The sequence below is a fragment of the Aliirhizobium smilacinae genome (assembly GCF_006335145.1).
Classification (GTDB): Bacteria; Pseudomonadota; Alphaproteobacteria; order Rhizobiales; family Rhizobiaceae; genus Neorhizobium; species Neorhizobium smilacinae.
Genome location: NZ_VDMN01000001.1, coordinates 2,079,863 through 2,102,055, shown reverse-complemented (window position 1 = coordinate 2,102,055; position 22,193 = coordinate 2,079,863). Strand labels below are relative to the sequence as shown.

25 protein-coding genes are annotated in these 22,193 nt (G+C 59.1%); 10 read left to right on the top strand and 15 right to left on the bottom strand.

Translation table 11 applies throughout. The annotated features are described in order from the left end of the window. Positions 1-15 precede the first annotated feature (15 nt). The gene (locus FHP24_RS10295; protein ID WP_139675949.1) at positions 16-711 is read left to right on the top strand and encodes a helix-turn-helix transcriptional regulator; all 696 of its coding nucleotides are present in this window, start codon (positions 16-18) and stop codon (positions 709-711) included. A gap of 68 nt (positions 712-779) precedes the next feature. Further along, the gene (locus FHP24_RS10290; protein WP_139675948.1) at positions 780-1,154 is read left to right on the top strand and encodes a VOC family protein; all 375 of its coding nucleotides are present in this window, start codon (positions 780-782) and stop codon (positions 1,152-1,154) included. 55 nt (positions 1,155-1,209) lie between these two features. Here FHP24_RS10290 and FHP24_RS10285 read toward each other — a convergent pair whose 3' ends face one another. Both FHP24_RS10285 and FHP24_RS10280 read right to left on the bottom strand, forming a co-directional pair. Next, positions 1,210-2,076 (bottom strand): prephenate dehydratase, encoded by an 867-nt coding sequence (locus FHP24_RS10285; protein ID WP_139675947.1) that lies wholly within the window; start codon positions 2,074-2,076, stop codon positions 1,210-1,212. Positions 2,077-2,087: 11 nt separating this feature from the next. Next, positions 2,088-2,846 carry a 3-deoxy-manno-octulosonate cytidylyltransferase gene (locus tag FHP24_RS10280; RefSeq protein WP_139675946.1) on the bottom strand — a complete coding sequence of 253 codons (759 nt, stop codon included), beginning with the start codon at positions 2,844-2,846 and terminating at the stop codon, positions 2,088-2,090. A gap of 169 nt (positions 2,847-3,015) precedes the next feature. On the opposite strand from FHP24_RS10280, the gene FHP24_RS10275 reads away from it, so the two are divergent. Next, entirely contained in the window at positions 3,016-3,597 is a 582-nt protein-coding gene (locus FHP24_RS10275; RefSeq protein WP_139675945.1) for a c-type cytochrome, read from the top strand. Between the two features lie 82 nt (positions 3,598-3,679). Here the strand turns inward: FHP24_RS10275 and FHP24_RS10270 are convergent, their stop codons facing one another. Beyond that, positions 3,680-4,624 (bottom strand): AEC family transporter, encoded by a 945-nt coding sequence (locus tag FHP24_RS10270; RefSeq protein ID WP_139675944.1) that lies wholly within the window; start codon positions 4,622-4,624, stop codon positions 3,680-3,682. Positions 4,625-4,942: 318 nt separating this feature from the next. On the opposite strand from FHP24_RS10270, the gene FHP24_RS10265 reads away from it, so the two are divergent. Further along, the gene (locus tag FHP24_RS10265; protein WP_139675943.1) at positions 4,943-5,935 is read left to right on the top strand and encodes an adenosine kinase; all 993 of its coding nucleotides are present in this window, start codon (positions 4,943-4,945) and stop codon (positions 5,933-5,935) included. Here the strand turns inward: FHP24_RS10265 and FHP24_RS10260 are convergent. Further along, on the bottom strand, positions 5,928-6,467 hold the full coding sequence (locus FHP24_RS10260) for an SH3 domain-containing protein (RefSeq protein WP_139675942.1): 540 nt from the start codon (positions 6,465-6,467) through the stop codon (positions 5,928-5,930). The genes FHP24_RS10265 and FHP24_RS10260 overlap by 8 nt on opposite strands. A 155-nt stretch (positions 6,468-6,622) precedes the next feature. Between FHP24_RS10260 and FHP24_RS10255 the strand changes: the two genes are divergently transcribed. Beyond that, a complete protein-coding gene (locus FHP24_RS10255; RefSeq protein ID WP_139675941.1) occupies positions 6,623-7,627 on the top strand; it encodes a 2-hydroxyacid dehydrogenase in 1,005 nt (334 codons plus the stop codon). Between the two features lie 2 nt (positions 7,628-7,629). On the opposite strand, the gene FHP24_RS10250 is transcribed toward FHP24_RS10255, so the two are convergent. The 3 genes from FHP24_RS10250 to recF are packed head-to-tail and all read right to left on the bottom strand — an operon-like array spanning position 7,630 to position 10,073. Continuing rightward, positions 7,630-8,112 (bottom strand): GNAT family N-acetyltransferase, encoded by a 483-nt coding sequence (locus FHP24_RS10250; protein WP_139676219.1) that lies wholly within the window; start codon positions 8,110-8,112, stop codon positions 7,630-7,632. Continuing rightward, positions 8,112-8,894 (bottom strand): molybdopterin-synthase adenylyltransferase MoeB, encoded by a 783-nt coding sequence (locus FHP24_RS10245; RefSeq protein ID WP_139675940.1) that lies wholly within the window; start codon positions 8,892-8,894, stop codon positions 8,112-8,114. The genes FHP24_RS10250 and FHP24_RS10245 overlap by 1 nt, the downstream gene beginning before the upstream one ends. A 45-nt stretch (positions 8,895-8,939) precedes the next feature. Beyond that, positions 8,940-10,073: a DNA replication/repair protein RecF gene (recF, locus tag FHP24_RS10240; protein WP_139675939.1), complete on the bottom strand. Its 1,134-nt coding sequence runs from the start codon at positions 10,071-10,073 to the stop codon at positions 8,940-8,942. Positions 10,074-10,319: 246 nt separating this feature from the next. Between recF and FHP24_RS10235 the strand changes: the two genes are divergently transcribed. Both FHP24_RS10235 and FHP24_RS10230 read left to right on the top strand, forming a co-directional pair. Beyond that, positions 10,320-11,819, top strand: a complete 1,500-nt coding sequence (locus tag FHP24_RS10235) for a methyl-accepting chemotaxis protein (protein WP_139675938.1) — start codon at positions 10,320-10,322, stop codon at positions 11,817-11,819. 81 nt (positions 11,820-11,900) lie between these two features. Beyond that, complete coding sequence (locus tag FHP24_RS10230) at positions 11,901-12,107, top strand: SlyX family protein (protein WP_139675937.1); 207 nt, start codon at positions 11,901-11,903, stop codon at positions 12,105-12,107. Here the strand turns inward: FHP24_RS10230 and FHP24_RS10225 are convergent, their stop codons facing one another. Both FHP24_RS10225 and FHP24_RS10220 read right to left on the bottom strand, forming a co-directional pair. Next, a complete protein-coding gene (locus FHP24_RS10225) occupies positions 12,108-13,289 on the bottom strand; it encodes a low temperature requirement protein A (RefSeq protein ID WP_139675936.1) in 1,182 nt (393 codons plus the stop codon). It abuts the gene before it with no gap. 502 nt (positions 13,290-13,791) lie between these two features. Next, positions 13,792-14,001 (bottom strand): cold-shock protein, encoded by a 210-nt coding sequence (locus FHP24_RS10220; RefSeq protein ID WP_112459391.1) that lies wholly within the window; start codon positions 13,999-14,001, stop codon positions 13,792-13,794. 562 nt (positions 14,002-14,563) lie between these two features. Here FHP24_RS10220 and FHP24_RS10215 point away from each other — a divergent pair. Further along, positions 14,564-15,055, top strand: coding sequence for a YbaK/EbsC family protein (locus FHP24_RS10215; protein ID WP_139675935.1), 492 nt, complete (start codon positions 14,564-14,566; stop codon positions 15,053-15,055). A 6-nt stretch (positions 15,056-15,061) separates the two neighbouring features. Here FHP24_RS10215 and FHP24_RS10210 read toward each other — a convergent pair whose 3' ends face one another. From FHP24_RS10210 to FHP24_RS10185, 6 genes are all read right to left on the bottom strand, one after another. Continuing rightward, positions 15,062-15,430: a hypothetical protein gene (locus tag FHP24_RS10210; RefSeq protein WP_139675934.1), complete on the bottom strand. Its 369-nt coding sequence runs from the start codon at positions 15,428-15,430 to the stop codon at positions 15,062-15,064. Between the two features lie 102 nt (positions 15,431-15,532). Continuing rightward, positions 15,533-15,745: a hypothetical protein gene (locus FHP24_RS10205; RefSeq protein ID WP_139675933.1), complete on the bottom strand. Its 213-nt coding sequence runs from the start codon at positions 15,743-15,745 to the stop codon at positions 15,533-15,535. A 290-nt stretch (positions 15,746-16,035) separates the two neighbouring features. Then, complete coding sequence (locus FHP24_RS10200; RefSeq protein WP_139676218.1) at positions 16,036-16,233, bottom strand: hypothetical protein; 198 nt, start codon at positions 16,231-16,233, stop codon at positions 16,036-16,038. Positions 16,234-16,307: 74 nt separating this feature from the next. Next, positions 16,308-16,544, bottom strand: coding sequence for a hypothetical protein (locus FHP24_RS10195; RefSeq protein ID WP_139675932.1), 237 nt, complete (start codon positions 16,542-16,544; stop codon positions 16,308-16,310). Between the two features lie 108 nt (positions 16,545-16,652). Continuing rightward, a complete protein-coding gene (locus FHP24_RS10190) occupies positions 16,653-16,862 on the bottom strand; it encodes a hypothetical protein (protein ID WP_139675931.1) in 210 nt (69 codons plus the stop codon). A 101-nt stretch (positions 16,863-16,963) separates the two neighbouring features. Further along, positions 16,964-17,146: a hypothetical protein gene (locus FHP24_RS10185; RefSeq protein ID WP_139675930.1), complete on the bottom strand. Its 183-nt coding sequence runs from the start codon at positions 17,144-17,146 to the stop codon at positions 16,964-16,966. Between the two features lie 519 nt (positions 17,147-17,665). Between FHP24_RS10185 and FHP24_RS10180 the strand changes: the two genes are divergently transcribed. Both FHP24_RS10180 and dnaK read left to right on the top strand, forming a co-directional pair. Next, entirely contained in the window at positions 17,666-20,008 is a 2,343-nt protein-coding gene (locus tag FHP24_RS10180) for a transglycosylase domain-containing protein (protein WP_246091648.1), read from the top strand. A 216-nt stretch (positions 20,009-20,224) separates the two neighbouring features. Continuing rightward, positions 20,225-22,123 (top strand): molecular chaperone DnaK, encoded by a 1,899-nt coding sequence (dnaK, locus tag FHP24_RS10175; protein ID WP_139675929.1) that lies wholly within the window; start codon positions 20,225-20,227, stop codon positions 22,121-22,123. Positions 22,124-22,193: the final 70 nt, after the last annotated feature.

The window sequence follows — 22,193 nt, the reverse complement described above, 5'->3', positions numbered from 1 at the left end:
AGAATGGAGATTTTCATGACCGTGGCCCGCTCGGAACGTCTTCTGATCCTGCTGCAGGTCCTGCGGCGTTATCGGCAGCCGGTAAGCGGTGCGATCCTTGCCGTGGAAACAGGCGTCAGCCTTCGTACTCTCTATCGAGACATAGCCAGCCTGCAGGCGCAGGGCGCGTTGATCGAAGGCGAGGCCGGGCTTGGTTATGTCCTGAAGCCGGGCTTCATGCTGCCGCCCATGATGTTTTCACAGGAGGAGATCGAAGCGCTGGTGCTCGGCTCCCGCTGGGTTGCGAAGATGGCTGACCCCAGACTTGCCGCCGGTGCCGTGGACGCGTTGCAAAAGATTGCTGCTGTATTGCCACCGGAACTCAAGGAGGAGATCGACAATTCCACCTTGCTGGTTGCCACACCGCGGAGCAGGGAGGACAAGACCGATCTGGCGATGATCCGCAACGCGATCCGCGCCGAGCACATGCTCGACCTCGCCTACGAGGATGAAAAAGGTACAATCACGCAACGCCGTATCTGGCCTTTTGCGCTCGGTTTTTTCGATAGCGTTCGGGTTGTGGTCGCCTGGTGCGAGATGCGACGGGGATTTCGCCATTTCCGCACGGACCGCATAATTTCTGCTGTTTCGACGGGAGAACGTTATACGCGTCGGCGTCTGGTATTGCTCAAGGAATGGCGGAAAGAGGAAGGCATTGCTGCGCCCGGCTAGATTGCTACTGACAGAATTTGACAGTAGAGCACGATAGGCTCCGGTCAGTCCCAAACAAAGGAGCTGACATGACCCATCCTGATTTCATCATTCTCTTCGTCGACAATCCGACTGCAAGTGCCGCATTCTATCGCGACCTGCTGGGTGCGGAACCTGTCGAAAATTCTCCCACATTCGCATTGTTCGTGCTGTCCACCGGCATGAAACTCGGCCTCTGGTCCCGCCACACGGCGCTACCCACAGTGACGGGGCAGACCGGCGGCGCAGAGGTCTGCTTTCGGCTCGAAAATGCCACAGACGTCGATCGGATCTATGCCGATTGGGCGAAGCGCGGCTTGCGGGTGTTACAGACACCGGCAGAGATGGATTTCGGCTACACTTTCGCCGTTACAGATCCCGATGGCCATCGCCTGCGTGTTTACGCCATGAGCGGCGCTGCATGAAACCGGTAGGGCGGCGTTCAATACGCCGCCTTACCTCACGCCGAGACTTCCTGAATTACGCCTTCTGCAATGTCCCGCGCATCGGGTGGCCCTTGTAGGTGCCGAGGATGCGGACCTTTTCCGAGAAGAACCGCAGCTCTTCCAGTGCCCGGCGTACCGGCGCGTCATCCGGATGGCCTTCGATATCCGCATAGAACTGCGTTGCGACGAACTTGCCGCCCAGCTGGTAGCTTTCGAGCTTCGTCATGTTGATGCCGTTGGTCGCAAATCCGCCCATCGCCTTGTAGAGCGCGGCGGGAATGTTGCGGACGTTGAACACGAAGGTCGTGACGATCATGTCGTCCAAATCGTTCCGCTGCACCCACCTCTCGTCCCGCGAGAGAACGACGAAGCGTGTCACGTTGTTTTCCGTGTCTTCGACATTTTCGGCCAGAATCTCGAGCTTGTAGAGATCGGCAGCGAGCCGCGGGGCAAGCGCTGCCATTGTCCGATCGCCCTTTTCCGCCACCATCTTGGCGGCTCCCGCCGTATCTCCGGCAACGACGGCCTTCCAGCCGTTCGAGCGGATGATCTTGCGGCACTGGCCGAGCGCATGGATATGGCTGTGTACGGTACGGATTTCGTCATGCTTGACGCCAGGCATCACCATCAGCTGGAAGCGGATTGGCATGAAATATTCGCCGATGATATGCAGGCGCGATTCCGGCAGCAGGGTATGGATGTCCGCCACGCGCCCGGCGATCGTGTTCTCGATCGGGATCATCGCAAGATCCGCTTCGCCGCTTTCAAGCGCCTGGAATGCATCCTCGAAGGTGGCGCAGGGCAGGGGTTCCATATCCGGAAACATGTCGCGGCAGGCCATGTCGGAATTGGCGCCGTAGTCACCCTGGAAGGCGATGCGATTGGTAGGCGTGGTCGTCATCTGGTGCCTCTTCAGGATTGGCGCGACGTCAGGATCGCGCGGGCTTTGTCGAGATCGGCCTGCGTATCGACGCCGAGCGGGATCGAATGGACGATTTCCGCATCGATGCGCATTCCGGCCTCGAGCGCTCTCAGCTGCTCCAGCTTCTCACGCATTTCCAATGGCGACGGTCCGAGCGACACGAATTTTTCCAGTGCCGCACGCCGGTAGGTATAGAGGCCGATATGATGGTAAAGCGGCCCATCGCCATAAGGGGCGGTTGCGCGGGTAAAGTAGAGCGCTTTCAGCCGCGTGTCGGAGATCGGCGAGCCGACGATCTTCACTACGTTGGGATTGGTCTTTTCATGTTCGTCGGTAATCTCGACGGTCAGTGTCGCGATGTCGGTCGAGGCATTTTCGAGCAACGGGCGCAGCGACGCACGAACCACGTCCGGCTCGACCGTCGGCAGGTCGCCCTGAACGTTGATGACGAATTCCGCCCTCGCGTCGGGATCGGCTTTCTGCAGCGCCTCGTAAATGCGGTCGGAACCGGACTGGTGATCCTGGCGGGTCATGACGACATCGAAACCGGCGGCCTTGACGACATCGAAAACGACCTGCTCGTCGACGGCCACGACAACGCGGCCGACCTGTGCTTCTTGCGCACGTTTTGCCACCTGCACGATCATCGGCAACCCGGCGATATCGGCGAGCGGCTTGTTCGGCAGGCGCGTCGAGGCCATGCGGGCCGGGATAAGGACCAGTGTTTTTGTCGAGACCAGTTGTGTCATCGAAAGCCTTCTATTCCCGCGTCAAGAGTGTCAAATAGTCTCATGCCGCGCATTTTGTTTCCAATTGCAACGATTTGGCAAAAGACATAGCTTCCGCGCGATTGCAAGATGGCCGTTTGTACCGCAAGTTGGGTCAAAGGGAAGCCAACGGGTTGGGAAGGAGCTCTTGATGAACCCCTATGTCAATATGTCGGTCGGTGCATTGCTCGCCACGGTTTTCGTGATGATGTCTGTGTCGATCGCCTCGGAAGGTATTTTTCATTCGCCTGTGCCCGAAAAGGCAGGTTTCGCCATCGCCGCCGCTGAGGAGCCGGCTGGTGGTGAAGCGGCTGGCGCCGGGGCTGCGCCTGCAGCTGTTCCGGTTGGGCAACTCCTGGCGAGTGCGGATGCCACCGCCGGTGCTGCCGTTTTCAAGAAGTGTCAAAGCTGTCATTCGATCGAGAAGGGCGGGCCAAACAAGGTCGGCCCCGATCTCTGGGGTCTGGTGAACCGTCCGGTTGCCACGCATGAGGGCTTTTCTTATTCGGCCGGGATGAAGGACTTTTCCAAGGGGGGCCAGGAAACCTGGACCTTCGATCACCTGAACCACTTCCTGTCCGGCCCGAAAGCTTACGTGAAGGGAACCGCCATGGGCTTTGCCGGTATCAAGAACGACAAGGAACGCGCCAATCTGCTCGCCTATATCCGCGAACAGTCCGATAGCCCGGCACCGCTACCGGATCCGAACGCACCCGAGCCGGCGACCAATTGATTCGGTGCTGCCGAATTGCAAAGCTTGAATTGTTAAAGCGATGACGCCCGGTTCTGCCGGGCGTTATGCGTTCGAGCGTCTGTCAGGAGAGCAACCAGGCCCACATGCTGACGGAGATGACGCCGAAGGCCGTTGTGATGCTGATAACCGAGGCGGCGAGGCTTTGGCTGGTGCGGAAACGCTGTGCAATCAACCAGGCATTGATGCCTGTCGGAACCGAAGAGGTCAAAACCAGCGCGGCGGTCCAGTCCGGCCGCAGGTCGAGCAGCCTGCAGGCCGCAAACACGGACGCCGGCATAAGGAATAGCTTGAGGACGGCTGCGGTGGAGGAGAGCCCGAGATCGCCCTTGATCTGATACCGTGTCAGCGCCATGCCGATCGAAATCAGCGCAGCCGGGCTGGCAGAGCCGGCGATCTGATCGACGACGAGAGCTACGGGCGCGTTCATCGACAGGCCGGAAAGGTTGAAGGCAAGCCCGAGTGTCAACGCGATCACGAGCGGATTGCGTGCAAGGTTCGATCCGACCTGTTTCAGCACGGCGGGTATGCCGCGGGCAGCCGTGCCGTCCACTTTGGCCGAGGCGCTCTCCATCAGGATCGTGCCGACGATCATCATGATCGGCAGGTGAATGGCGAGAAGGATGGAGATTGCCACGAGACCGTCCTGCCCGACGATATGATCGACAAGCGGCAGGCCGATGAAGACATTGTTGGCGAAACTCGCCGACATGCCGGCAATCACCGCAACCTTGGCATCGCGTCCGAAGGCGCGCCTGGCAAGAAGGGATCCTATGGTCCAGGTGACCGCAACGCCGATAAAATAGGCCGTCCACAATCTGAAGGGGGAAACACCTTCGAAATGCGCCGTTGCCAATGTCCGGAAGATCAACATTGGAACGGCGATCTTGAAGACGAATTCGCCGAGCGCATCTCCCGTTTCCGCTTTGAGAAGGCCGGATTTGGCAATCAGCCAGCCGAGCAGAATGAGAATGAAGACGGGAAGAACGTTTGCGAGGACGAGTGACACGGGAGGACCTTGGAATATTCTGATCCCATGCGTCTAACGCATAAGGCCGCGAGCAACAAATGCAGATATGCAACTCTGCTCTTGTCCTGTCCTATGCCGGAAAAAGAAAAATCCGGCAGCCAGCCGCCAGTACATCCGTGGCAGCCAACCGTACCGGACATGGGCAACATAGGCAGAAACCGTGACGGCCGGATGACAGATGATAATCTCGATGATCTGCGGCGAGAACGGGTTTGCCGGGCATATATTTCTTCTTTCCTTGGGCGGAAAAGGTCACTACCCATGACGCAGCTTCCAATAGACCAGGATGAAGAGTGAATGCCAAAGTTCGACGTGCTGACCATCGGCAATGCCATCGTTGATATCCTTGCCCGCTGCGAGGATACGTTTCTCGAAGAAAACGCGATCATCAAGGGCGCCATGAACCTGATCGATGCCGAGCGCGCCGAACTTCTCTATTCCAAGATGGGCCCTGCGGTGGAAGCCTCAGGCGGTTCGGCTGGCAACACCGCCGCCGGCATTGCCGGTTTCGGCGGCAAGGCAGCCTATTTCGGCAAGGTGGCCGAAGATCAGCTGGGGCAGATCTTCCAGCATGATATCCGCGCTCAGGGCGTACATTACCAGACCACGCCGGAAGGCCTGCATCCGCCGACTGCCCGCTCGATGATCTTCGTCACGCCCGATGGGGAGCGTTCGATGAATACCTATCTCGGCGCCTGCGTCGAGCTTGGTCCCGAGCATGTCGAGGAAGAAGTCGTCGCCGAAGCCAGGGTCACCTATTTCGAAGGTTATCTATGGGATCCGCCGCGCGCCAAGGATGCCATCCGCGCAGCAGCCCGTATCGCCCATGCAAACGGCCGTGAAGTCTCGATGACGCTTTCCGATCCCTTCTGTGTCGGCCGTTATCGCGCGGAATTCCTCGATCTGATGAGGTCGGGCACCGTCGACATCGTTTTTGCCAACAAGCATGAACTGCTGTCGCTCTACGAAACGGAAGATTTCGAACTTGCTCTCGGCAAGATTGCGGTGGACTGCAAGCTGGCGGCGGTTACTTTGAGTGGAGAGGGAGCTGTCATCGTCCGCGGCAAAGAGCGAATGAAGATCGATGCCTATGCGATCGACGAACTGGTCGATACGACAGGTGCTGGCGACCTCTTCGCCTCCGGCTTCCTTTATGGCTACACCCAGGACCGGTCGCTGGAAGATTGCGGCAAACTCGGTTGCCTCGCGGCAGCCGTGGTGATCCAGCAGCTCGGCCCGCGCCCGTTGGTGTCGTTGAAAGACGCGGCAGTCGAGGCAGGCCTTATCTGAAGGCCTCGCCGGGATAGACGCCCCAGACCTCGCCCTGGGCTACCCAGCCCTCGGCGCCACCGGTTTCCGCTTGGCACCAGTCCCCGTTGCATTCCTTGACTGTAAGCTGGACACCGGGCTGAAGCTTGGCAGTGATTGCGGCCGAGCTTTGCGGGTCGCGGCGCATGTTGACGTAAATGTCCTGACCCTTGCCGCGCATCCACGGTGCGGCAACGGCGGTGCGCTCGCCGGAAAGCAGCGCCTGGTTTACCCAGCCTTCCGTACCGTCGGCATCACGCACCCGCCGCCAGTTATCGTATTCCTGGATAATCTCCATGGGCGTACCTGCCTTCATGTACATCCAGGAGACTGCGTAATCGGTGCTCGGGCCGATGCGGATGTTGACCTTTTTGGATTTCAGGCTGGCAAACCGCGGCAGAGGCAGGCCGCTTGCGCCCTTGGCAGCGCCCTGTGCATAGACGGGGACGATAGCGGAAAGCGTTGCGATCAGGGGAAAGAAGATGGCGACGATGACGATGATGAGGCGGCGCATTGTAGGGATCCTGACTGACGATCCGCGGAGGTGCTTCAAGGCTCACTTGCGAGGTTTTGTTTGTCTTCGCCGGTGGGTCTGCTAGAACGCCCAAGGATAGGATCGACTATCGCGCGACTTGGTTAATGACCTGCTAAAATTGCGGTGGCGGAGCGATGACTGCGAAGAAAAGACCCAGGGTTTATATCACGCGCAAGCTGCCGGATGCGGTCGAGACGCGGATGCGCGAACTTTTCGACGCCGAGCTGAACATCGATGACCGGCCGCGTTCGCGTGAAGAGCTTGCAGCAGCGCTGGCGAGTGTCGATGTGCTTGTGCCGACAATCGCGGACAAGATCGATGCGGAGCTTTTGAGCGCTGCAGGCCCGCAGATGAAACTGATCGCCGGTTTTTCCAACGGTACGGATCATATCGATGTCGATGCCGCCGCCGAAAAGGGCATCACCGTTACCAATACGCCGAACGTGCTGACCGAGGACACGGCGGACATGACGATGGCGCTGATTCTCGCAGTCAATCGACGACTTGCGGAAGGCTCGCGCATCCTCACCGACAATCCCGGTGAATGGGGTGGCTGGAGCCCGACCTGGATGCTTGGGCGCCGGATTTGGGGCAAACGGATCGGCATCATCGGAATGGGCCGGATCGGCACGGCGGTCGCGAGACGCGCCAAGGCTTTCGGTTTGGCGATCCACTATCATAATCGCAAGCCGGTAAATCAGGCAACCGAGAGCGAACTGGAAGCGACTTACTGGGACAGTCTCGATCAGATGCTGGCCCGCGTCGACATCGTTTCGGTCAATTGCCCGTCAACGCCCGGAACCTTCCATCTGGTTTCGGCCCGGCGCTTGGCGTTGATGCAGCCGACGGCGATCATCGTCAACACTGCCCGTGGTGACATCATCGACGAGATGGCGATGATCAAGCTGCTGCGCGAAGACAAGATTGCCGGTGCCGGTCTCGACGTCTACCAGAACGAGCCGACGATCAATCCGAAGCTCGTCAAGCTCGCCAATGAGGGCAAGGTGGTCCTGTTGCCGCATATGGGATCGGCCACGATCGAGGGCCGGATCGATATGGGCGACAAGGTGATCATCAATATCAGGGCTTTTTTCGACGGGCACCGTCCGCCGAACCGCGTTCTGCCGGGCCGGAACTGATTTCAGGCCGGAATGCGTTCCAGCTCCTTGCACATCTCGATGTAGGTGATCCGCTCGAAACCCGGATGGGATTTTTCGGCAGTCTTTCGAAATCCCCAGCGACCAAAAGTCGTGTGATTGCCGACCAGCTCGATCCGCGTCTCCAGCCTGAGCGTTGATAACCCGAGATCCTGTGCGGTCTTTTCCGTGACATCGAGCAGCCGGCGGCCGATGCCTTTCCCCTGCAGACCGGGCGCCACGGCCAGTTTTCCGACATAAAGGCACTCAGCCTCGGGCCTCAGGAAAACGCAACCGAGAAGCCTGCCGTCCTCGACGGCGACGAAGGCGATCTCGTCGGATGCCTTTTGCGCAAGCGACGCAGGAGTCAGCCGATGCGCGGAGGAGGGCGGATCGATGAGGTCGTCCATGTAGGAAAAGGAAGAAAGAATCAGGGCGAGCAATTCGTCCCAACTCCCGAAGCCGCCATTGATCCTGACAATGTCGATCATTCGGAGGCAGGCCTTTTTCTGCGTTTGTATTTGATGGTGTCGAAACGGGCGGACAGCGCGTCATAGAGCATAAGGCGACCGACCAGTGGTTCGCCGATGCCGGTGACAAGTTTGATCACCTCCATCGCCATCAAGGTGCCGATGACACCCGTCAGCGCGCCGACCACACCGGTTTCCGCACATGCTGGGATCAGGCCTTCCGGCGGCTTTTCCGGAAACAGGTCGCGATAACCCGGATTGAGCATGCCATCTGCGCTGGCCTCGTAGGGCTTGAGCACGGTGACGGAGCCATCGAAGCGCCCCACGGCGCCGGTGACGAGTGGCATTTTCGCCGCCTCTGCCGCGTCGGCGGCGGCATAACGGGTATCGGAATTATCGGAGCCATCGACGAGAAGGCTGAAACGCGGCAGATGCCGTGTTGCCCATTCGGCCGAAAACCGCTCCTCGAAATCAACGACCCGGACATGCGGATTGAGACGGGCGATCTTTTCGCGCGCACTTCTCGTTTTCATCTCGCCGATCGTGCCGGAATCGTGGATCACCTGACGCTGCAGGTTGGAGAGCGAGACACGGTCATCGTCGGCGATACCGATCGTGCCGATGCCGGCTGCCGCGAGATATTCGAGCACCGGAGCACCAAGCCCACCGGCGCCGATCACCAGCACACGCGCATTTTTCAGCTTCTGCTGGCCGGTCCCGCCGATTTCCGGCAGCAGGATATGGCGTCGATAACGCTCGATTTCTTCCTGCGTCAGTGATTGCGAAGGTTGGGTTTCCATGTCCGTTTTCATATCATTACTGCCTGCGGCAGTTAAGCGTGTTCGTCACACGGTTCCCGGTGTCACGCTTCCGTGGGTAACCGTGAAGAACTGGGCGCGGTCGCCGAGCGCGGCAAACATCGATTGGTCGGTGCCGGTCATGAATGCCTGGCCGCCGAGCCCATCCACCAGATCGAACAGGGTCGCCCGTCGTCCCTCGTCGAGATGCGCTGCGATTTCGTCGAGCAGCAGGATCGGCGCAAAGCCTGTCATGTCGGCCGTCAATCTTGCATGCGCGAGAATGAGGCCGATCAGCAATGCCTTCTGCTCTCCGGTCGAGCATCGCGCAGCCTCGATATTCTTCTCGTGATGGCGCACGAGAAGATCGACACGGTGCGGGCCTTCCAGCGTGCGCCCGGCGGCGGCATCGCGTCCGCGCCCGTTGCGCAAAGCTTCGAGATAATCGTCTTCGAGATCCGCGGCCGGGCGGTCCATGCCGCCATCCATGAAACCCTCGAGTGTCAGGGCGGGAGTCGGAAACGGGGTCTCTGCCGAATTCACCGACAGGGATTGCAGGAGACCCAGCATTTCATGTCTTGCGGCGGCCATGGAAATCCCGAGCTCGGCCATCTGCGTCTCGATGCCGGTCAACCAGGAAGGATCAAACCGGCCTTCCGAGAGGAGCCTGTTGCGACTGCGCATGGCGCGCTCGAAATCGCTTGCCCTCCGACCGTGGGCAGGATCGAGCGACAGGACCAGCCGGTCGAGAAACCGCCGCCGGTCCGACGAGGAACCGGTAAACAGCCCGTCCATCGACGGCGTCAGCCACAATACGTTCAAATGGTCGGAAAGCTCCTCGGTGGATTTGGCGGGGGTACTGTTGATCCTGACCTTGCGGCTGACACTCTCGCCGTCGCCGGGTTCTATGCCGGTGCCGATCGCAACCTCGCCCTCCATGCCGTCGAGATCGGCGAATATCGTAAAGCCACCGTCCGCGCCGACCCGCGTTACATCGGTCAGGACCGCCCGCCTGAAGCCGCGTCCCGGCGAAAGGAAGGATATGGCCTCCATCAGATTGGTTTTGCCGGCACCGTTTTCTCCCGTCAGCACCACATGCCTGCTGTCGAGCACAAGCGAAGCCGCCGCATAGTTGCGGAAGTCGGTAAGCTTGAGCCGGGAGATTGAGGTCTTTTGCGCCATAGGGAATCGCGGTTTGTCGTTGCACAGGAGCTAAGGAGTTGCATTGCAGAACGCAAGCGCCGGGCTCGAAGTAGCAGTCCGTCACACGAACTGGAGGCGACCATCATTTAGAACATCGACAACAAGTTATGATTAATGAAAACCTAGGGTGGGTGGCTAATGAGGCGTTAAATTTTAGCGTGTAGACCTTGTCGAGAATGATTCCGTCCTCCTGCAGGGCGGCTCAACACCGGACAGGGGGAAACTATGACAAGCCAAGATCAGAAGGCCGCACTCGCCGATCGCCTGAATTTCGTCGGGCTGGGCGAAACCGAGCGCAACCATCTCGCGGACGTGCGGCCGATCGTCAAGGATGCCGTTGGCCCGGCGCTCGATGCCTTCTATCGCAAGGCGAAAGCGCATCCTCACACCGCAAAGTTCTTCGCCAGCGAAGCGCATGTCACCCATGCAAAGGAACGTCAGGCCAGCCATTGGGACGTCATCTCGTCGGGCCGTTACGATGGCGGTTATGTCGATGCGGTTTCAGCCATCGGCAAGACCCATGCCCGGCTTGGTCTGGAGCCGCGCTGGTATATCGGTGGCTATGTTCTCATTCTCGATGGCATCATCCGCGCTGTTATCGCCGGGGAAATGAAGGGCTTTTTCCTGGAAAAGAAGGCCGGTGTGCTGGCCGATCACCTTTCGGCTGTGCTCAAGGCGGCGATGGTCGATATGGATTACGCCATCTCCGTCTATCTGGAAGCCCTGGAAGACGGCCGCAAAAAAGTGGAGGCCGAGCGTGTCGCTGCCAAGCAGGAGCAGGACGAGGCTCTTGAGGCTCTGGGTCAGGCGCTGAAGAATCTTGCGGATGGTGATCTGACGGCAGATCTGCGTCAGGAACTGGCGCCGAATTTCCATGGCCTGAAGGCGAATTACAATTCCTCCGTCGCGGCGCTCGATGCGGCACTCGGAGAGATCAATCAGTCTGTTGGTCGGGTGCGCGCGGAAGTCGGCGATATTTCGTCTGCGGCCGACAATATGGCGAAGCGCACCGAGCAGCAGGCGGCATCGCTCGAACAGACTGCGGCAGCGCTTGAGCAGATCACCGTGCTCTCCGGCCAGGCGGCACGGCGAACGCAGGAAGTACAGAGCATCATCCGGGAATCGGCTGCAGAGACAAAGAAGAACGGCGAGGTTGTCGATCAGGCGATCTCTGCCATGGGTGATATAGCCGAATCGTCCCAGAAGATGACCCAGATCATCGGTGCCATCGACGAGATAGCCTTTCAGACCAATCTGCTGGCACTGAACGCCGGTGTCGAGGCGGCGCGTGCGGGCGAGCAGGGCAAGGGGTTTGCCGTCGTCGCCCAGGAAGTGCGCGAACTGGCACAACGATCGGCCGCAGCCGCCAAGGAAATCAAGGAACTGATTGACCGTTCCGCCGGCGACGTGCAGCGCGGCGTCAGTCTCGTCAACCGCGCTGGTGAAGCGCTGACCGGCATCGGCACGCGGGTGAAGGCAATCGACACGCATATAACATCGATCGCGCATTCGGCGCAGGAGCAGGCTTCCGGCATCGACGAAATCAACGCCTCCGTCCGCAGCATGGATCAGATCACCCAGCAGAATGCCGCGCTGATGGAGGAAACGAATGCCGCAGCGCAGAGCCTTGTCGGCATCAGCCACAGCCTTGCAACATCCGTGGCACGTTTCAGGACGAGCGGTTCCGCAAGCGCCTATCAGGACCGCCCAAGGCTCAGCGCCTGATCGAAGGCTGGACCGGATCACGGGCATCCTCTAAATCCCGACCTATATGCAGGTTTGCAAGATCATCGAGAGGATGCCGCCGTGAGTGACGAGTCGAGACTGGTGCAGCTGGAAGAGCTCGCGGCCCATCAGGCCAAGGTGATCGATGAACTGTCCGACCAGCTCGCCGAACAATGGAAGGTGGTCGAACAGACCCGCGCCAAGCTCGACCGGCTGACCGAACGGTTTCTGACGCTTGAGGAATCGACAGGCGAGGCCGTACCGGTCACCCGGCCTCCGCACTATTGATCAGGCGGCGGCGCGGCGGAAAAGCCTGAGCGCGATATATTCCCAGAGAGCGACGGCCAGAAGAATGGTCACGGCCATGAGCTGGATCAGGACATTCTCCACATGGGGGACGAGAAGGAAGCCTGCTAGAGCGGCAGCAACGCCGAGGCAATGCGACCACGGCACCATGCGTGATGATACTGTCTTCATCCACAAGGTTCCTGCGAGAAACAGGATGGGACCGCCGAGAATAGCCAACGCGTTGGCGTAGCCGCCTTCGTCATGGGGATGGGTGAGCGTGAAATCCTCGCCGACTGCGGTCAGAATGATGCCGGCGACGATCGGCAGATGCCCATAGGTGAAAAGATGATCCGCCGTGCTTTGCGGCTCGGTCGTGTCTTCTGCGGTATCGGCGGCGCGTTCCTGCCCGTCGTGGAAATAGATCCACCACATCAGCACCGTCGACAGGAAGGCAGCGACGAGGACGAGGAATATGATGCCGCCTTCGTCGGCGTGATCAGAGGCGGTCTTGCCTGTTGTGATGATCGTTTCGCCGAGTGCGATGATGACGAACAAGGCGCATCGTTCGGCAAGATGTTCGCCGTTGACGTCGAGCGTCTCGGCAGGTGAGGCACCCACGCCCGGTGTCCAGTAGCGCAGCAGCGGCGCGACATATTCGATCGCCAGCGCCACAAGCCAGAACAGGGCGCGGCTTTCCGGACTGACAAGCCCGCCGGCGACCCAGAACGCGCTGGAGACAAGCAGCCACACCGTGATCCGCGCGAAAGTCATGAACGATTCGGTGTCGACTCCTCTGAAGGCATAGAGTGCAAACAGCGAACGGCTGAGCTGCATCGCCGCATAGGCCAATGCAAAAACGAGCCCTGCCTCGTCAAAGGCCTTGGGAAGAGCAATTGCCAGCACGATACCGAGAAACATCAGCCCGAACAGCAGCAATCTGACTGCAACGACTTCGGCATCGAGCAGGTTTGTCACCCAGGTCGTATGGATCCACACCCACCAGAGCGCGAGGATGAAAATCAGCGCGTCGAAGGCGATTCCTAGGGAAAAATCGGACGCCAGGGTTTCCGAAAGCTGGATCAGCGCGAAGACGAAGACGAGATCGAAAAACAGTTCGGGAAAGCTCGCCTTGGTTGATTCGGTGTCTTCCTTGCGTAGCCAGTGATGTTTGCCTTCGGCCATTCCATATTTCCTGTGCTTTGGCCGTGTCCGGCAAACTGGAGGACGGATTTAGGGCGCGGGATGATAAAAGGAGCGGATGGCCGGGAATATTTGATGTGGGCGCAGACATGTGCTGGAAAACAAAAAGGCCGGGCAAGCCCGACCTTTCCAATCCCGCTCACTGTGCCAGTACATCCGTGGTCACTACAAACGGGTCAAGCATTCCGTCGCGGCTGCGTTAAGGATCGATATGATCCATGCAACTCTGTGGCATTCATCATCTCTCAGGCAGGTTAACAGACCGTTAAAAGGACTTGCTGTCTGTGTCGAAATGGCACGGTTTCCCGTATTCGCCTCATCATTCGCCGTTACACGATAACGGTGTGTGACAGATGTTCGCCGGAAATGCTGTTGAGCTTGATATGGGGAGGCGTTCCGGTCGTTTCAAGACTGTCGCCGGGACCGATAAGTGACGGTCATCTGGAAGCTCGCGGCGGCAGAGGCCGCCGCGAGCTGAATTTTATTAAGCGGCCTGCAGCTGGTCAGCTGCAACCTTGCCGGAACGGCGATCCGTTACCAGCTCGAAGGAGAGCTTCTGGCCGTCCTGAAGCTGGCCTAGGCCTGCGCGCTCAACAGCGGAGATGTGAACGAAAACGTCCGCACCGCCATCGTCAGGCGAAATGAAGCCGTAACCCTTGGTCGCATTGAACCACTTAACTGTACCCGTCGCCATATCGATGCCTTTCTTTGCAATGACCGACAGCTCCTCCCGGAAGTCCGGAAGGAACAGATTGAACTTCGAACTTTGCAGAGTAGAACGTCGCAAGCGTGGCAATAGCCCGGTGCTGGCCATCAGACAAATTTCGATCCATACGCACTTAGGGCTTGGCCCAATGTTCGTCAAGATTGCTGCTACGCTTCGGGTGCGATCCGCGTGAGCTATGCAATCTTAAAGGGTAATTTCAAAAGATAAAGCAATATCAACGCCATAGGTTGAGATGGCAGCCACTGTTAATGCTGCCTGAGGCTTTAGATTTTCATGCGTGAGGGATTAAAATACAGAAAACCCGGCGCGGGAGGAGGTGCGCCGGGCTTCTGAAACTGACCAACAACCGGGAGGAGGAGGTGTTGCTGGTCCCATCGAGGACACTGGGAGGAGGAGTGCGTCCGTCGATGATTTGACTATACAGGAGGCGAGCCTAAAAAACAGCCACGGTTTTGCAGCGCAGTGATGCGTTCGGCGCATGGCTTTGAGTGGGCTTGCCTAAAAACGACACATGCGCGATCTTTGCGAAATGAGTCTTTCTTCCGTCCAGGCATTTTTCGCCGAACACGCCCCCGATATTGAGGTGATCGTCACCGAAGCCAGTTCCGCGACGGTGCCGTTGGCCGCTGCCGCCCATGGGGTCGAACCCGATCAGATCGCCAAAAGCATATGTTTACGCGCCGGCGACGAAACGATGATCGTCGTCATGGCCGGCACCGCTCGTCTTGATAACAAGAAATTCCGGTCTCGATTCGGTACCAAGCCACGCATGCTGGGCGGTGAGGATGTGGTTGAGATCACGAGCCATCCGGTGGGAGGCGTCTGCCCGTTCGGTCTGACCTCTGATTTGCCGGTCTATTGCGACGTGTCGCTGCAGCGCTTTGATGAAGTGGTCCCGGCCGCCGGCGATACCAATGCAGCTGTACGAATCAATCCGATGCATATGGCGAGATTGACGGGCGCCGTCTGGATAGACGTCGCCCAGAATGTCGTCGGGGCTGATGCAGCCGCGTCGTCATAGATACGATCAGAAGCGATCGCCGAGATACCGCTGGTACCATGCCTGCTTGCTATCAGCGGTCGCTGTAGCAACGGCGTATCCAATAGCAAAGCCCACTGCGCCGATGAGGGTAAATAGGGTGGTTGTGGCTGCCGGGTGTTCCTTGATTGTACCGGCAACCGTGCTGGCTTCCGACGAAACGTAGCTGGCAGCACTGCTGGCGCGATCTGCAACCCGCTCGTACACTTCGCCGGTCTTTTCCGACATCAGGGAACTCAGTCGCGAAATCTCAGAGCGCAGGACCTGGATCTCGTTGGCGATCGCGCTGTCGCTCGGTTGATGATCGAAGGACGCAACCGCGTTGCCTGGGGTAAAGCTTTTCACTGATTCTGCCATGCCGGCCTCCATCATGTTGATCTTGGAGCCCGTTCAACTTTCGAAGAGGTAATTAGGTTCCGCCGTCAGTCAAAGATGTCGAGAAAGGGTGAAAGACGCAAATCACCGCGTCTGTATCAGGGCTCCTGCCAGCGCTTCCAACTGTTCCTTGTCGGCGGACCCTTTCTGGAGCGAATTTACCAGAATGAAAGCGAGCGCCTCGCCGTCCGGACTGGCCTTGTCGATGCCATGCTCGGTGCATGTCTCGTCGAAGACCTGCTGAAGCAGCATAAGCTGTTCCGGATTGACTGGATTTCGGATCAACTGCGTCGGCATCAAACCCTCACGTCACGGTTGGGACCCAATGGCAGACAGTCCGTTTCCGACTTTGCCCGGGCAGGTCAAAAAGCACGAAACCTGCGCAATCCTGCACAGGCCCGTGTTGTTCAAGTGTCCTTACCCAAGCGGCAATCTGGAATCCGGTTAATGAAATGGCAACAACAAGTTAACGCGGGTGTAATTTGAGGGTTCAAAACCGTCGTCTACTCCCTATCGCGATATATGATCGCGTTACGAGGCGAGGCAATGGTTAGTCCCGCCTCGCTTTACCGCCATTTGCGACAGGTTCAGGCCATGCCCGCCGGATCGCCTGTCGGCAACAGTGCCGGATCAAGCGTCGGGTCCTGCGGGTTCTTGCTGTCACCCTTGTCCTGCGCCGGCGTCAGTGGCGGCTTTTCCTGGGTCCTGTCCGGCACGCCGTCAGTCGCGATCGGCCCGCGCGGCGTATCGGATGTCGGAGTAGGGATCGGGTCTCTATTCGGCATCATGGTCTCCTTTTCGGGTTCCTGAAGACCCAACGGAGATCGGCTTGCTAGGTTCCACGGCCTCTATCCAGGGATCAGAAGCGGCGGGTGCGGGAAGCCGAGGCGGATCCGAGCAGATATCCGACCGCAAGCCCCAGTGCCCCAAAGACCAAAGCGGCGGATCCCGTCGCTGTCGGATGGTCGAACGCATGTGCTGCGACCATTCCAGCCTCATCTTTTGCGGTGGCAAGCGCGCTTTTTGCCTTCGTTGATACGCGCTGACCCTCTTCAATATCGCCGGTAAAGCCGGCACTCAGGGATTTTTTGGCCATATCTGTCTCCTCAGTTGCGAGAGGAAAATCCGGCCAGGCCCGAGAGGTTCCAACCTCGATCGGTCGCAACTCCGCGCCAAACGAATGCCCGACGCGGAGTCGGTTCGTTTATGGAGTGGCAGCCCGGCTTTCCGCAAAAGGCTCGCTCGGCTTGCCTGCTTGCTTCAACTCCTCTTGGACAGGAGGTGCCGCGATGCTCGCAGTGGTGAATTCCTTGTCCACCTCATTCGAGGCCGTCACCTTGTGGCCGGCGCAATCCGCAAGAGCAGCGGATGACGTAAGGCCGATGACGGCAGCTACGACGAGAAATGTCTTCATGTCATTCTCCTTTCGCTTGTTGCGCCAAGGAGGATAACAAGCAATGCGTATCCGCCCAAATCACGAATACGCGTAAGACTTGTGTTTCGGTGACGAGTTGCTCACATCAGTTTCTGCAGAACCTCGCGACCGACGAAGATGTCCGTCCTGCCAGCCTCATGCTCCGGATGGCTGAACTCGAAGAAAAGTTTCTCGGACATCTCCAGCGCCTGCTTCAGGTTGACGAGGCCGACCGGTACCCGCTGGTCGCCATTACGGACGACCGCTTCGAAGATCTTGTTCATGGCTCCCTCCCCGAGCGCTGAACCCGGCAGTGGGGAATTCCCCCTTTTTGTCTGCCGGATCTATAACTTTAGTATCTACTCATATTACCAAATCCGGAATAACCTGGAAACCCATGGTTTTCAGGCTAAAGAGCCACATCACGAAACAAATTGCCGAACATCTAGCTATCTTCTTCATGTTCTGTTTGCCTTTTACCCCTCCTTAAATCGCCGTATTTAAAGTCCAGCGGAAACCTGATGGCAAAAGGCCCGCTGTTTGAGCAGGCACAAGACGGGGGACCGCCTGCTCGCATGGCAGCCAGAGGCAAATCAGATAAGCGCGTTGAACCTTCCTTCGAAGCATCGCACGATGACGATGAAGAAGAGTTTCGCCTTGAGGCCGACGATCGTATTGTCGGTCATCGCAAGGCGTCCAAACGTGCGTCGAAGGCTGGCGCGAACGTCGACACTGGTCGCCGTGGGAAAAAAGGATCCGCGAAATCCGCTTCCCGCAAAGGGCGCGACACCTCGGGTGGCGGCTTGTTCGCCCCGTTGCGCAGACTGATCTACTGGTGCATCGTCCTCGGCATATGGGGCGTGATCGGCATCGGCGGGCTTGTCCTTTATTACGGCGCGCAGATGCCGGCGGCCAGCAGCTGGTCGATCCCTGCTCGTCCGCCAAATATGAAGATCACCGCGATCGACGGTTCGGTGATTGCCAATCGCGGCACGACCGGTGGTGAAGCGCTGGCGCTGGAGGATATGTCCCCCTATCTGCCCCAGGCTGTGATTTCGATCGAAGACCGTCGTTTTTATTCGCATTTCGGCGTCGACCCGCTCGGTCTGGCGCGCGCCTTCGTCAACAATCTCACAGGCCAGCCGATTCAGGGCGGCTCGACGATTACCCAACAGCTGGCAAAAAACCTGTTCCTGTCGCCGGATCGCACTTTCGAGCGAAAAATCCAGGAAGTGCTCCTGTCTTTCTGGCTGGAACACAAGTTCACCAAGGACCAGATCCTTGCCATGTATCTGAACCGGGTGTTTTTCGGCTCGAACGCCTATGGTGTAGAAGCCGCATCCCGGCGTTATTTCAACAAGTCCGCCCGCGATGTTAATCTCGGCGAAGCGGCAACACTCGCCGGCCTCCTGAAAGCGCCATCACGTCTGTCTCCCGCCCGCGATCCGAAAGCGGCCGAAGAGCGTGCTCAGGTCGTCCTCGGCACGATGCGTGAAGAAGGCTACATTACCGATAGCGACTTCAACAAGGCGATGGCACAGCCGCCGTCGAATGCGAAAAGCTATTGGTCCGGCCCGCAGCATTATGCCGCCGACATGGTGGTCGACGAGGTGAAAAGCCTGATCGGCGAGCCGAAGGTCGATGTTACCGTCGAAACGACGATCGACGTCAAGCTTGAGGACGCGGCCGACAAGTCGCTGAACGACATCCTGAAAAAGGAAGGCGGCAAGTTGAACGCCTCGCAGGCGGCACTCGTCTCCGTCGATGCGACGGGGGCGATCCGTGCTGTGGTCGGCGGGCGCGATTATGCGCAGAGCCAGTTCAACCGGGCCTTCAAGGCCAAACGCCAGCCGGGTTCGGCATTCAAGCCGTTCGTTTATGCCTCGGCGCTCGAGGCAGGTTATGGTCCCGATACGATCGTCAACGATGCGCCGGTGAGGATCGGCAACTGGACGCCGGAAAACTACGAGAAGGAATACAAGGGGCCGGTTCCGCTCTCCTACGCACTGTCACGCTCCCTGAACACGGTTGCAGCCCAGTTGGTCGTGGCCGTCGGGCCGGACAAGGTGGTCGCTATGGCGCATCGGCTTGGGATTGATTCGGATATCCAGCCGAATGCCTCGATTGCGCTCGGCACGTCCGAAGTTTCCCTTGTGGAGCTCACCTCGTCCTACGCAGCTTTCATGAACGGCGGCTACAAGGCGACCCCGCATATCGTCAAAAGGATCGTCGATCCGGATGGCAAGGTTCTTTATGAGGCGGATTACAGCAATCCGCCGCGTGTCCTGAGTGAGCCGATCGCCGCCACGATGAACAGCATGATGTCGGGCGTGATCCGCGAAGGCACCGGTAAGGCTGCCCGTCTCGATGGCTGGCAGGCGGCTGGCAAGTCCGGAACGACGCAGAATTCCCGCGATGCGCTGTTTGTCGGTTTCACCAGCATCCTGACGACCGGTGTTTGGTTCGGCAACGATGACGGCAGTTACATGAAGAAGGTCACTGGCGGTACGCTGCCGGCCAAGGCCTGGAAGGAATATATGACCGCGGCGATGAAGGGTTATACGCCGACGCCGCTGTTCGGCTTCAGCAATGGCGTCCAGCCGCCGCCTGCTGCGGATCAGCCGCAATCGCCCTCCACCTCGATCGGCGACATTATTTCCGGAATATTGCCGGGAACGGGCGCGGAGCAATCGGGCTCGTTGGGGCAGGACAGCTTTCCGCCGGCGCCGCAGGCCCCGACAGGTTCGGATATCGTTCGCTCCCGTCCGCTGCAGCCTGTGCCGTCCCAGGGAGAGGCCGCGTTGCAGCCGGGTCGCGGTCGTGCGCAGCAGCCAGGCCCGCAACCTCCCGGCGCCATCCCGTGCGCTTATGGAGACAATGCGATCTGCAATAACGGCAATGGCGGCACGGCCTATGACAACCGGCCTGCGCGCCAGAACCGGGGCAATCCGGAAGCCGAACAAGCGGGTGGATATCGCGATTATCGTCAATATCGCGGTCCCTATGATTCGCAAGGTCCGGTCCCGCCGGGCAGCGTCGGTGGCGGGCCTTTGCCTCCCGGAGAGGTCGGCGCCGATGGGGGGCAGGTCTATCAGCCGCAGCAGGCGCGCAGGACGACCTTGCTCGATGTTATCATGGGTCAATAGCACCTTGAGCCGCATGGCTTGACGCACCAGACCACGAAACGCGTTTTTTGCCGGAAGGCAGGCGATTTCCTGCCTTGCAGTCGGAAAAAGCCGTCCTTATATACGCCGCATGACCGCAGCCGATGCTGCGAAAAATTCAAAGACCATCCCAGTCGAGGAACTGTCAGCGGAATGCCTCTCGGGGTCCGGACGGTTCGCTTAAAGGAGAGAGAAGAAATGGCTAAAGTAATAGGCATCGACCTCGGCACCACCAACTCCTGCGTCGCCATCATGGATGGCAAGGACGCGAAGGTGATCGAGAACGCCGAAGGCGCGCGCACCACGCCCTCCATGGTCGCATTCACCGAAGATGGCGAGCGCCTCGTCGGTCAGCCGGCCAAGCGCCAGGCAGTGACCAACCCGACCAACACCCTGTTTGCCGTAAAGCGCCTCATCGGCCGCCGTTACGAAGACCCGACCGTCGAGAAGGACAAGGGCCTCGTTCCCTTCGATATCGTCAAGGGCGACAATGGCGACGCATGGGTGAAGGCTCACGACAAGAATTATTCGCCGGCGCAGGTCTCCGCGATGATCCTTCAGAAGATGAAGGAAACCGCTGAATCCTACCTCGGTGAAAAGGTCGACAAGGCCGTCATCACCGTTCCGGCCTATTTCAACGACGCGCAGCGCCAGGCAACCAAGGATGCCGGCCGCATTGCAGGTCTCGAAGTTCTCCGCATCATCAACGAGCCGACCGCTGCAGCCCTTGCCTACGGCATGGACAAGAAGGACGGCAAGACGATCGCCGTTTACGACTTGGGCGGCGGCACGTTCGACGTGTCGGTTCTGGAAATCGGCGACGGCGTCTTCGAAGTGAAGTCGACCAATGGCGACACCTTCCTCGGCGGTGAAGACTTCGACATGCGTCTCGTCGAATATCTTGCCAACGAGTTCAAGAAGGACCAGGGCATCGACCTGAAGAACGACAAGCTTGCTCTGCAACGCCTCAAGGAAGCTGCCGAAAAGGCCAAGATCGAACTCTCGTCGTCGCAGCAGACCGAAATCAACCTGCCGTTCATCACGGCCGATGCTTCCGGTCCGAAGCACCTGACGATGAAGCTGACCCGCTCGAAGTTCGAAAGCCTGGTCGACGATCTCGTCCAGCGCACGATCGCACCGTGCAAGGCAGCCCTCAAGGATGCCGGCGTCACTGCTGCCGAGATCGACGAAGTCGTTCTAGTAGGCGGCATGAGCCGCATGCCGAAGGTACAGGAAATCGTCAAGCAGCTGTTCGGCAAGGAACCGCACAAGGGCGTCAACCCGGATGAAGTCGTGGCACTTGGTGCAGCGATCCAGGGCGGCGTTCTGCAGGGCGACGTCAAGGACGTTCTGTTGCTCGACGTGACCCCGCTGTCGCTCGGCATCGAAACGCTCGGTGGTGTCTTCACCCGCCTGATCGACCGTAACACGACGATCCCGACCAAAAAGTCGCAGACCTTCTCGACCGCTGACGACAACCAGCAGGCCGTGACGATCCGCGTTTCCCAGGGCGAGCGCGAAATGGCCCAGGATAACAAGCTGCTCGGCCAGTTCGACCTCGTCGGCCTGCCGCCGGCACCGCGTGGCATGCCGCAGATCGAAGTCACCTTCGATATCGACGCCAACGGCATCGTCCAGGTTTCGGCCAAGGATAAGGGCACCGGCAAGGAACAGCAGATCCGCATCCAGGCGTCTGGTGGTCTTTCCGACGCCGACATCGAAAAGATGGTCAAGGACGCCGAAGCCAATGCCGAGGCCGACAAGAAGCGTCGTGCCGGCGTTGAAGCCAAAAACCAGGCCGAGAGCCTCATTCATTCCAGCGAGAAGTCGCTGGCTGAATTTGGCGACAAGGTGACCGAGGCCGACCGCAAGGCGATCGAGGATGCCATCGCAGCGCTGAAGACCTCGGTCGAAGCTTCCGAGCCGGATGCCGATGACATCCAGGCCAAGACGCAGACTCTGATGGAAGCATCGATGAAGCTCGGTCAGGCCATCTATGAGGCCCAGCAGGCTGAAGGTGGAGCCGAAGGCGGCAAGGACGACGGTGTCGTCGATGCCGACTACGAGGAAATCAAGGACGACAAGAAGTCGGCCTGATCGGTTCGTTGACGCGAGCCTCAAGATAGTCGACTAAGAATCCGGCTGCCTCGTGCAGCCGGACTACGTT

Coding starts and splice junctions, on each gene's coding strand:
- FHP24_RS10215 (WP_139675935.1), top strand. CDS start 14,564: ATGAGTCTTTCTTCCGTCCAGGCATTTTTCGCCGAACACGCCCCCGAT.
- FHP24_RS10245 (WP_139675940.1), bottom strand. CDS start 8,894: ATGGAAACCCAACCTTCGCAATCACTGACGCAGGAAGAAATCGAGCGT.
- FHP24_RS10195 (WP_139675932.1), bottom strand. CDS start 16,544: ATGGCCAAAAAATCCCTGAGTGCCGGCTTTACCGGCGATATTGAAGAG.
- recF (WP_139675939.1), bottom strand. CDS start 10,073: ATGGCGCAAAAGACCTCAATCTCCCGGCTCAAGCTTACCGACTTCCGC.
- FHP24_RS10285 (WP_139675947.1), bottom strand. CDS start 2,076: ATGACGACCACGCCTACCAATCGCATCGCCTTCCAGGGTGACTACGGC.
- FHP24_RS10255 (WP_139675941.1), top strand. CDS start 6,623: ATGACTGCGAAGAAAAGACCCAGGGTTTATATCACGCGCAAGCTGCCG.
- FHP24_RS10260 (WP_139675942.1), bottom strand. CDS start 6,467: ATGCGCCGCCTCATCATCGTCATCGTCGCCATCTTCTTTCCCCTGATC.
- FHP24_RS10295 (WP_139675949.1), top strand. CDS start 16: ATGACCGTGGCCCGCTCGGAACGTCTTCTGATCCTGCTGCAGGTCCTG.
- FHP24_RS10220 (WP_112459391.1), bottom strand. CDS start 14,001: ATGGCGACGGGTACAGTTAAGTGGTTCAATGCGACCAAGGGTTACGGC.
- FHP24_RS10225 (WP_139675936.1), bottom strand. CDS start 13,289: ATGGCCGAAGGCAAACATCACTGGCTACGCAAGGAAGACACCGAATCA.
- FHP24_RS10205 (WP_139675933.1), bottom strand. CDS start 15,745: ATGCCGACGCAGTTGATCCGAAATCCAGTCAATCCGGAACAGCTTATG.
- FHP24_RS10290 (WP_139675948.1), top strand. CDS start 780: ATGACCCATCCTGATTTCATCATTCTCTTCGTCGACAATCCGACTGCA.
- FHP24_RS10190 (WP_139675931.1), bottom strand. CDS start 16,862: ATGAAGACATTTCTCGTCGTAGCTGCCGTCATCGGCCTTACGTCATCC.
- FHP24_RS10185 (WP_139675930.1), bottom strand. CDS start 17,146: ATGAACAAGATCTTCGAAGCGGTCGTCCGTAATGGCGACCAGCGGGTA.
- dnaK (WP_139675929.1), top strand. CDS start 20,225: ATGGCTAAAGTAATAGGCATCGACCTCGGCACCACCAACTCCTGCGTC.
- FHP24_RS10200 (WP_139676218.1), bottom strand. CDS start 16,233: ATGCCGAATAGAGACCCGATCCCTACTCCGACATCCGATACGCCGCGC.
- FHP24_RS10265 (WP_139675943.1), top strand. CDS start 4,943: ATGCCAAAGTTCGACGTGCTGACCATCGGCAATGCCATCGTTGATATC.
- FHP24_RS10280 (WP_139675946.1), bottom strand. CDS start 2,846: ATGACACAACTGGTCTCGACAAAAACACTGGTCCTTATCCCGGCCCGC.
- FHP24_RS10210 (WP_139675934.1), bottom strand. CDS start 15,430: ATGGCAGAATCAGTGAAAAGCTTTACCCCAGGCAACGCGGTTGCGTCC.
- FHP24_RS10275 (WP_139675945.1), top strand. CDS start 3,016: ATGAACCCCTATGTCAATATGTCGGTCGGTGCATTGCTCGCCACGGTT.
- FHP24_RS10235 (WP_139675938.1), top strand. CDS start 10,320: ATGACAAGCCAAGATCAGAAGGCCGCACTCGCCGATCGCCTGAATTTC.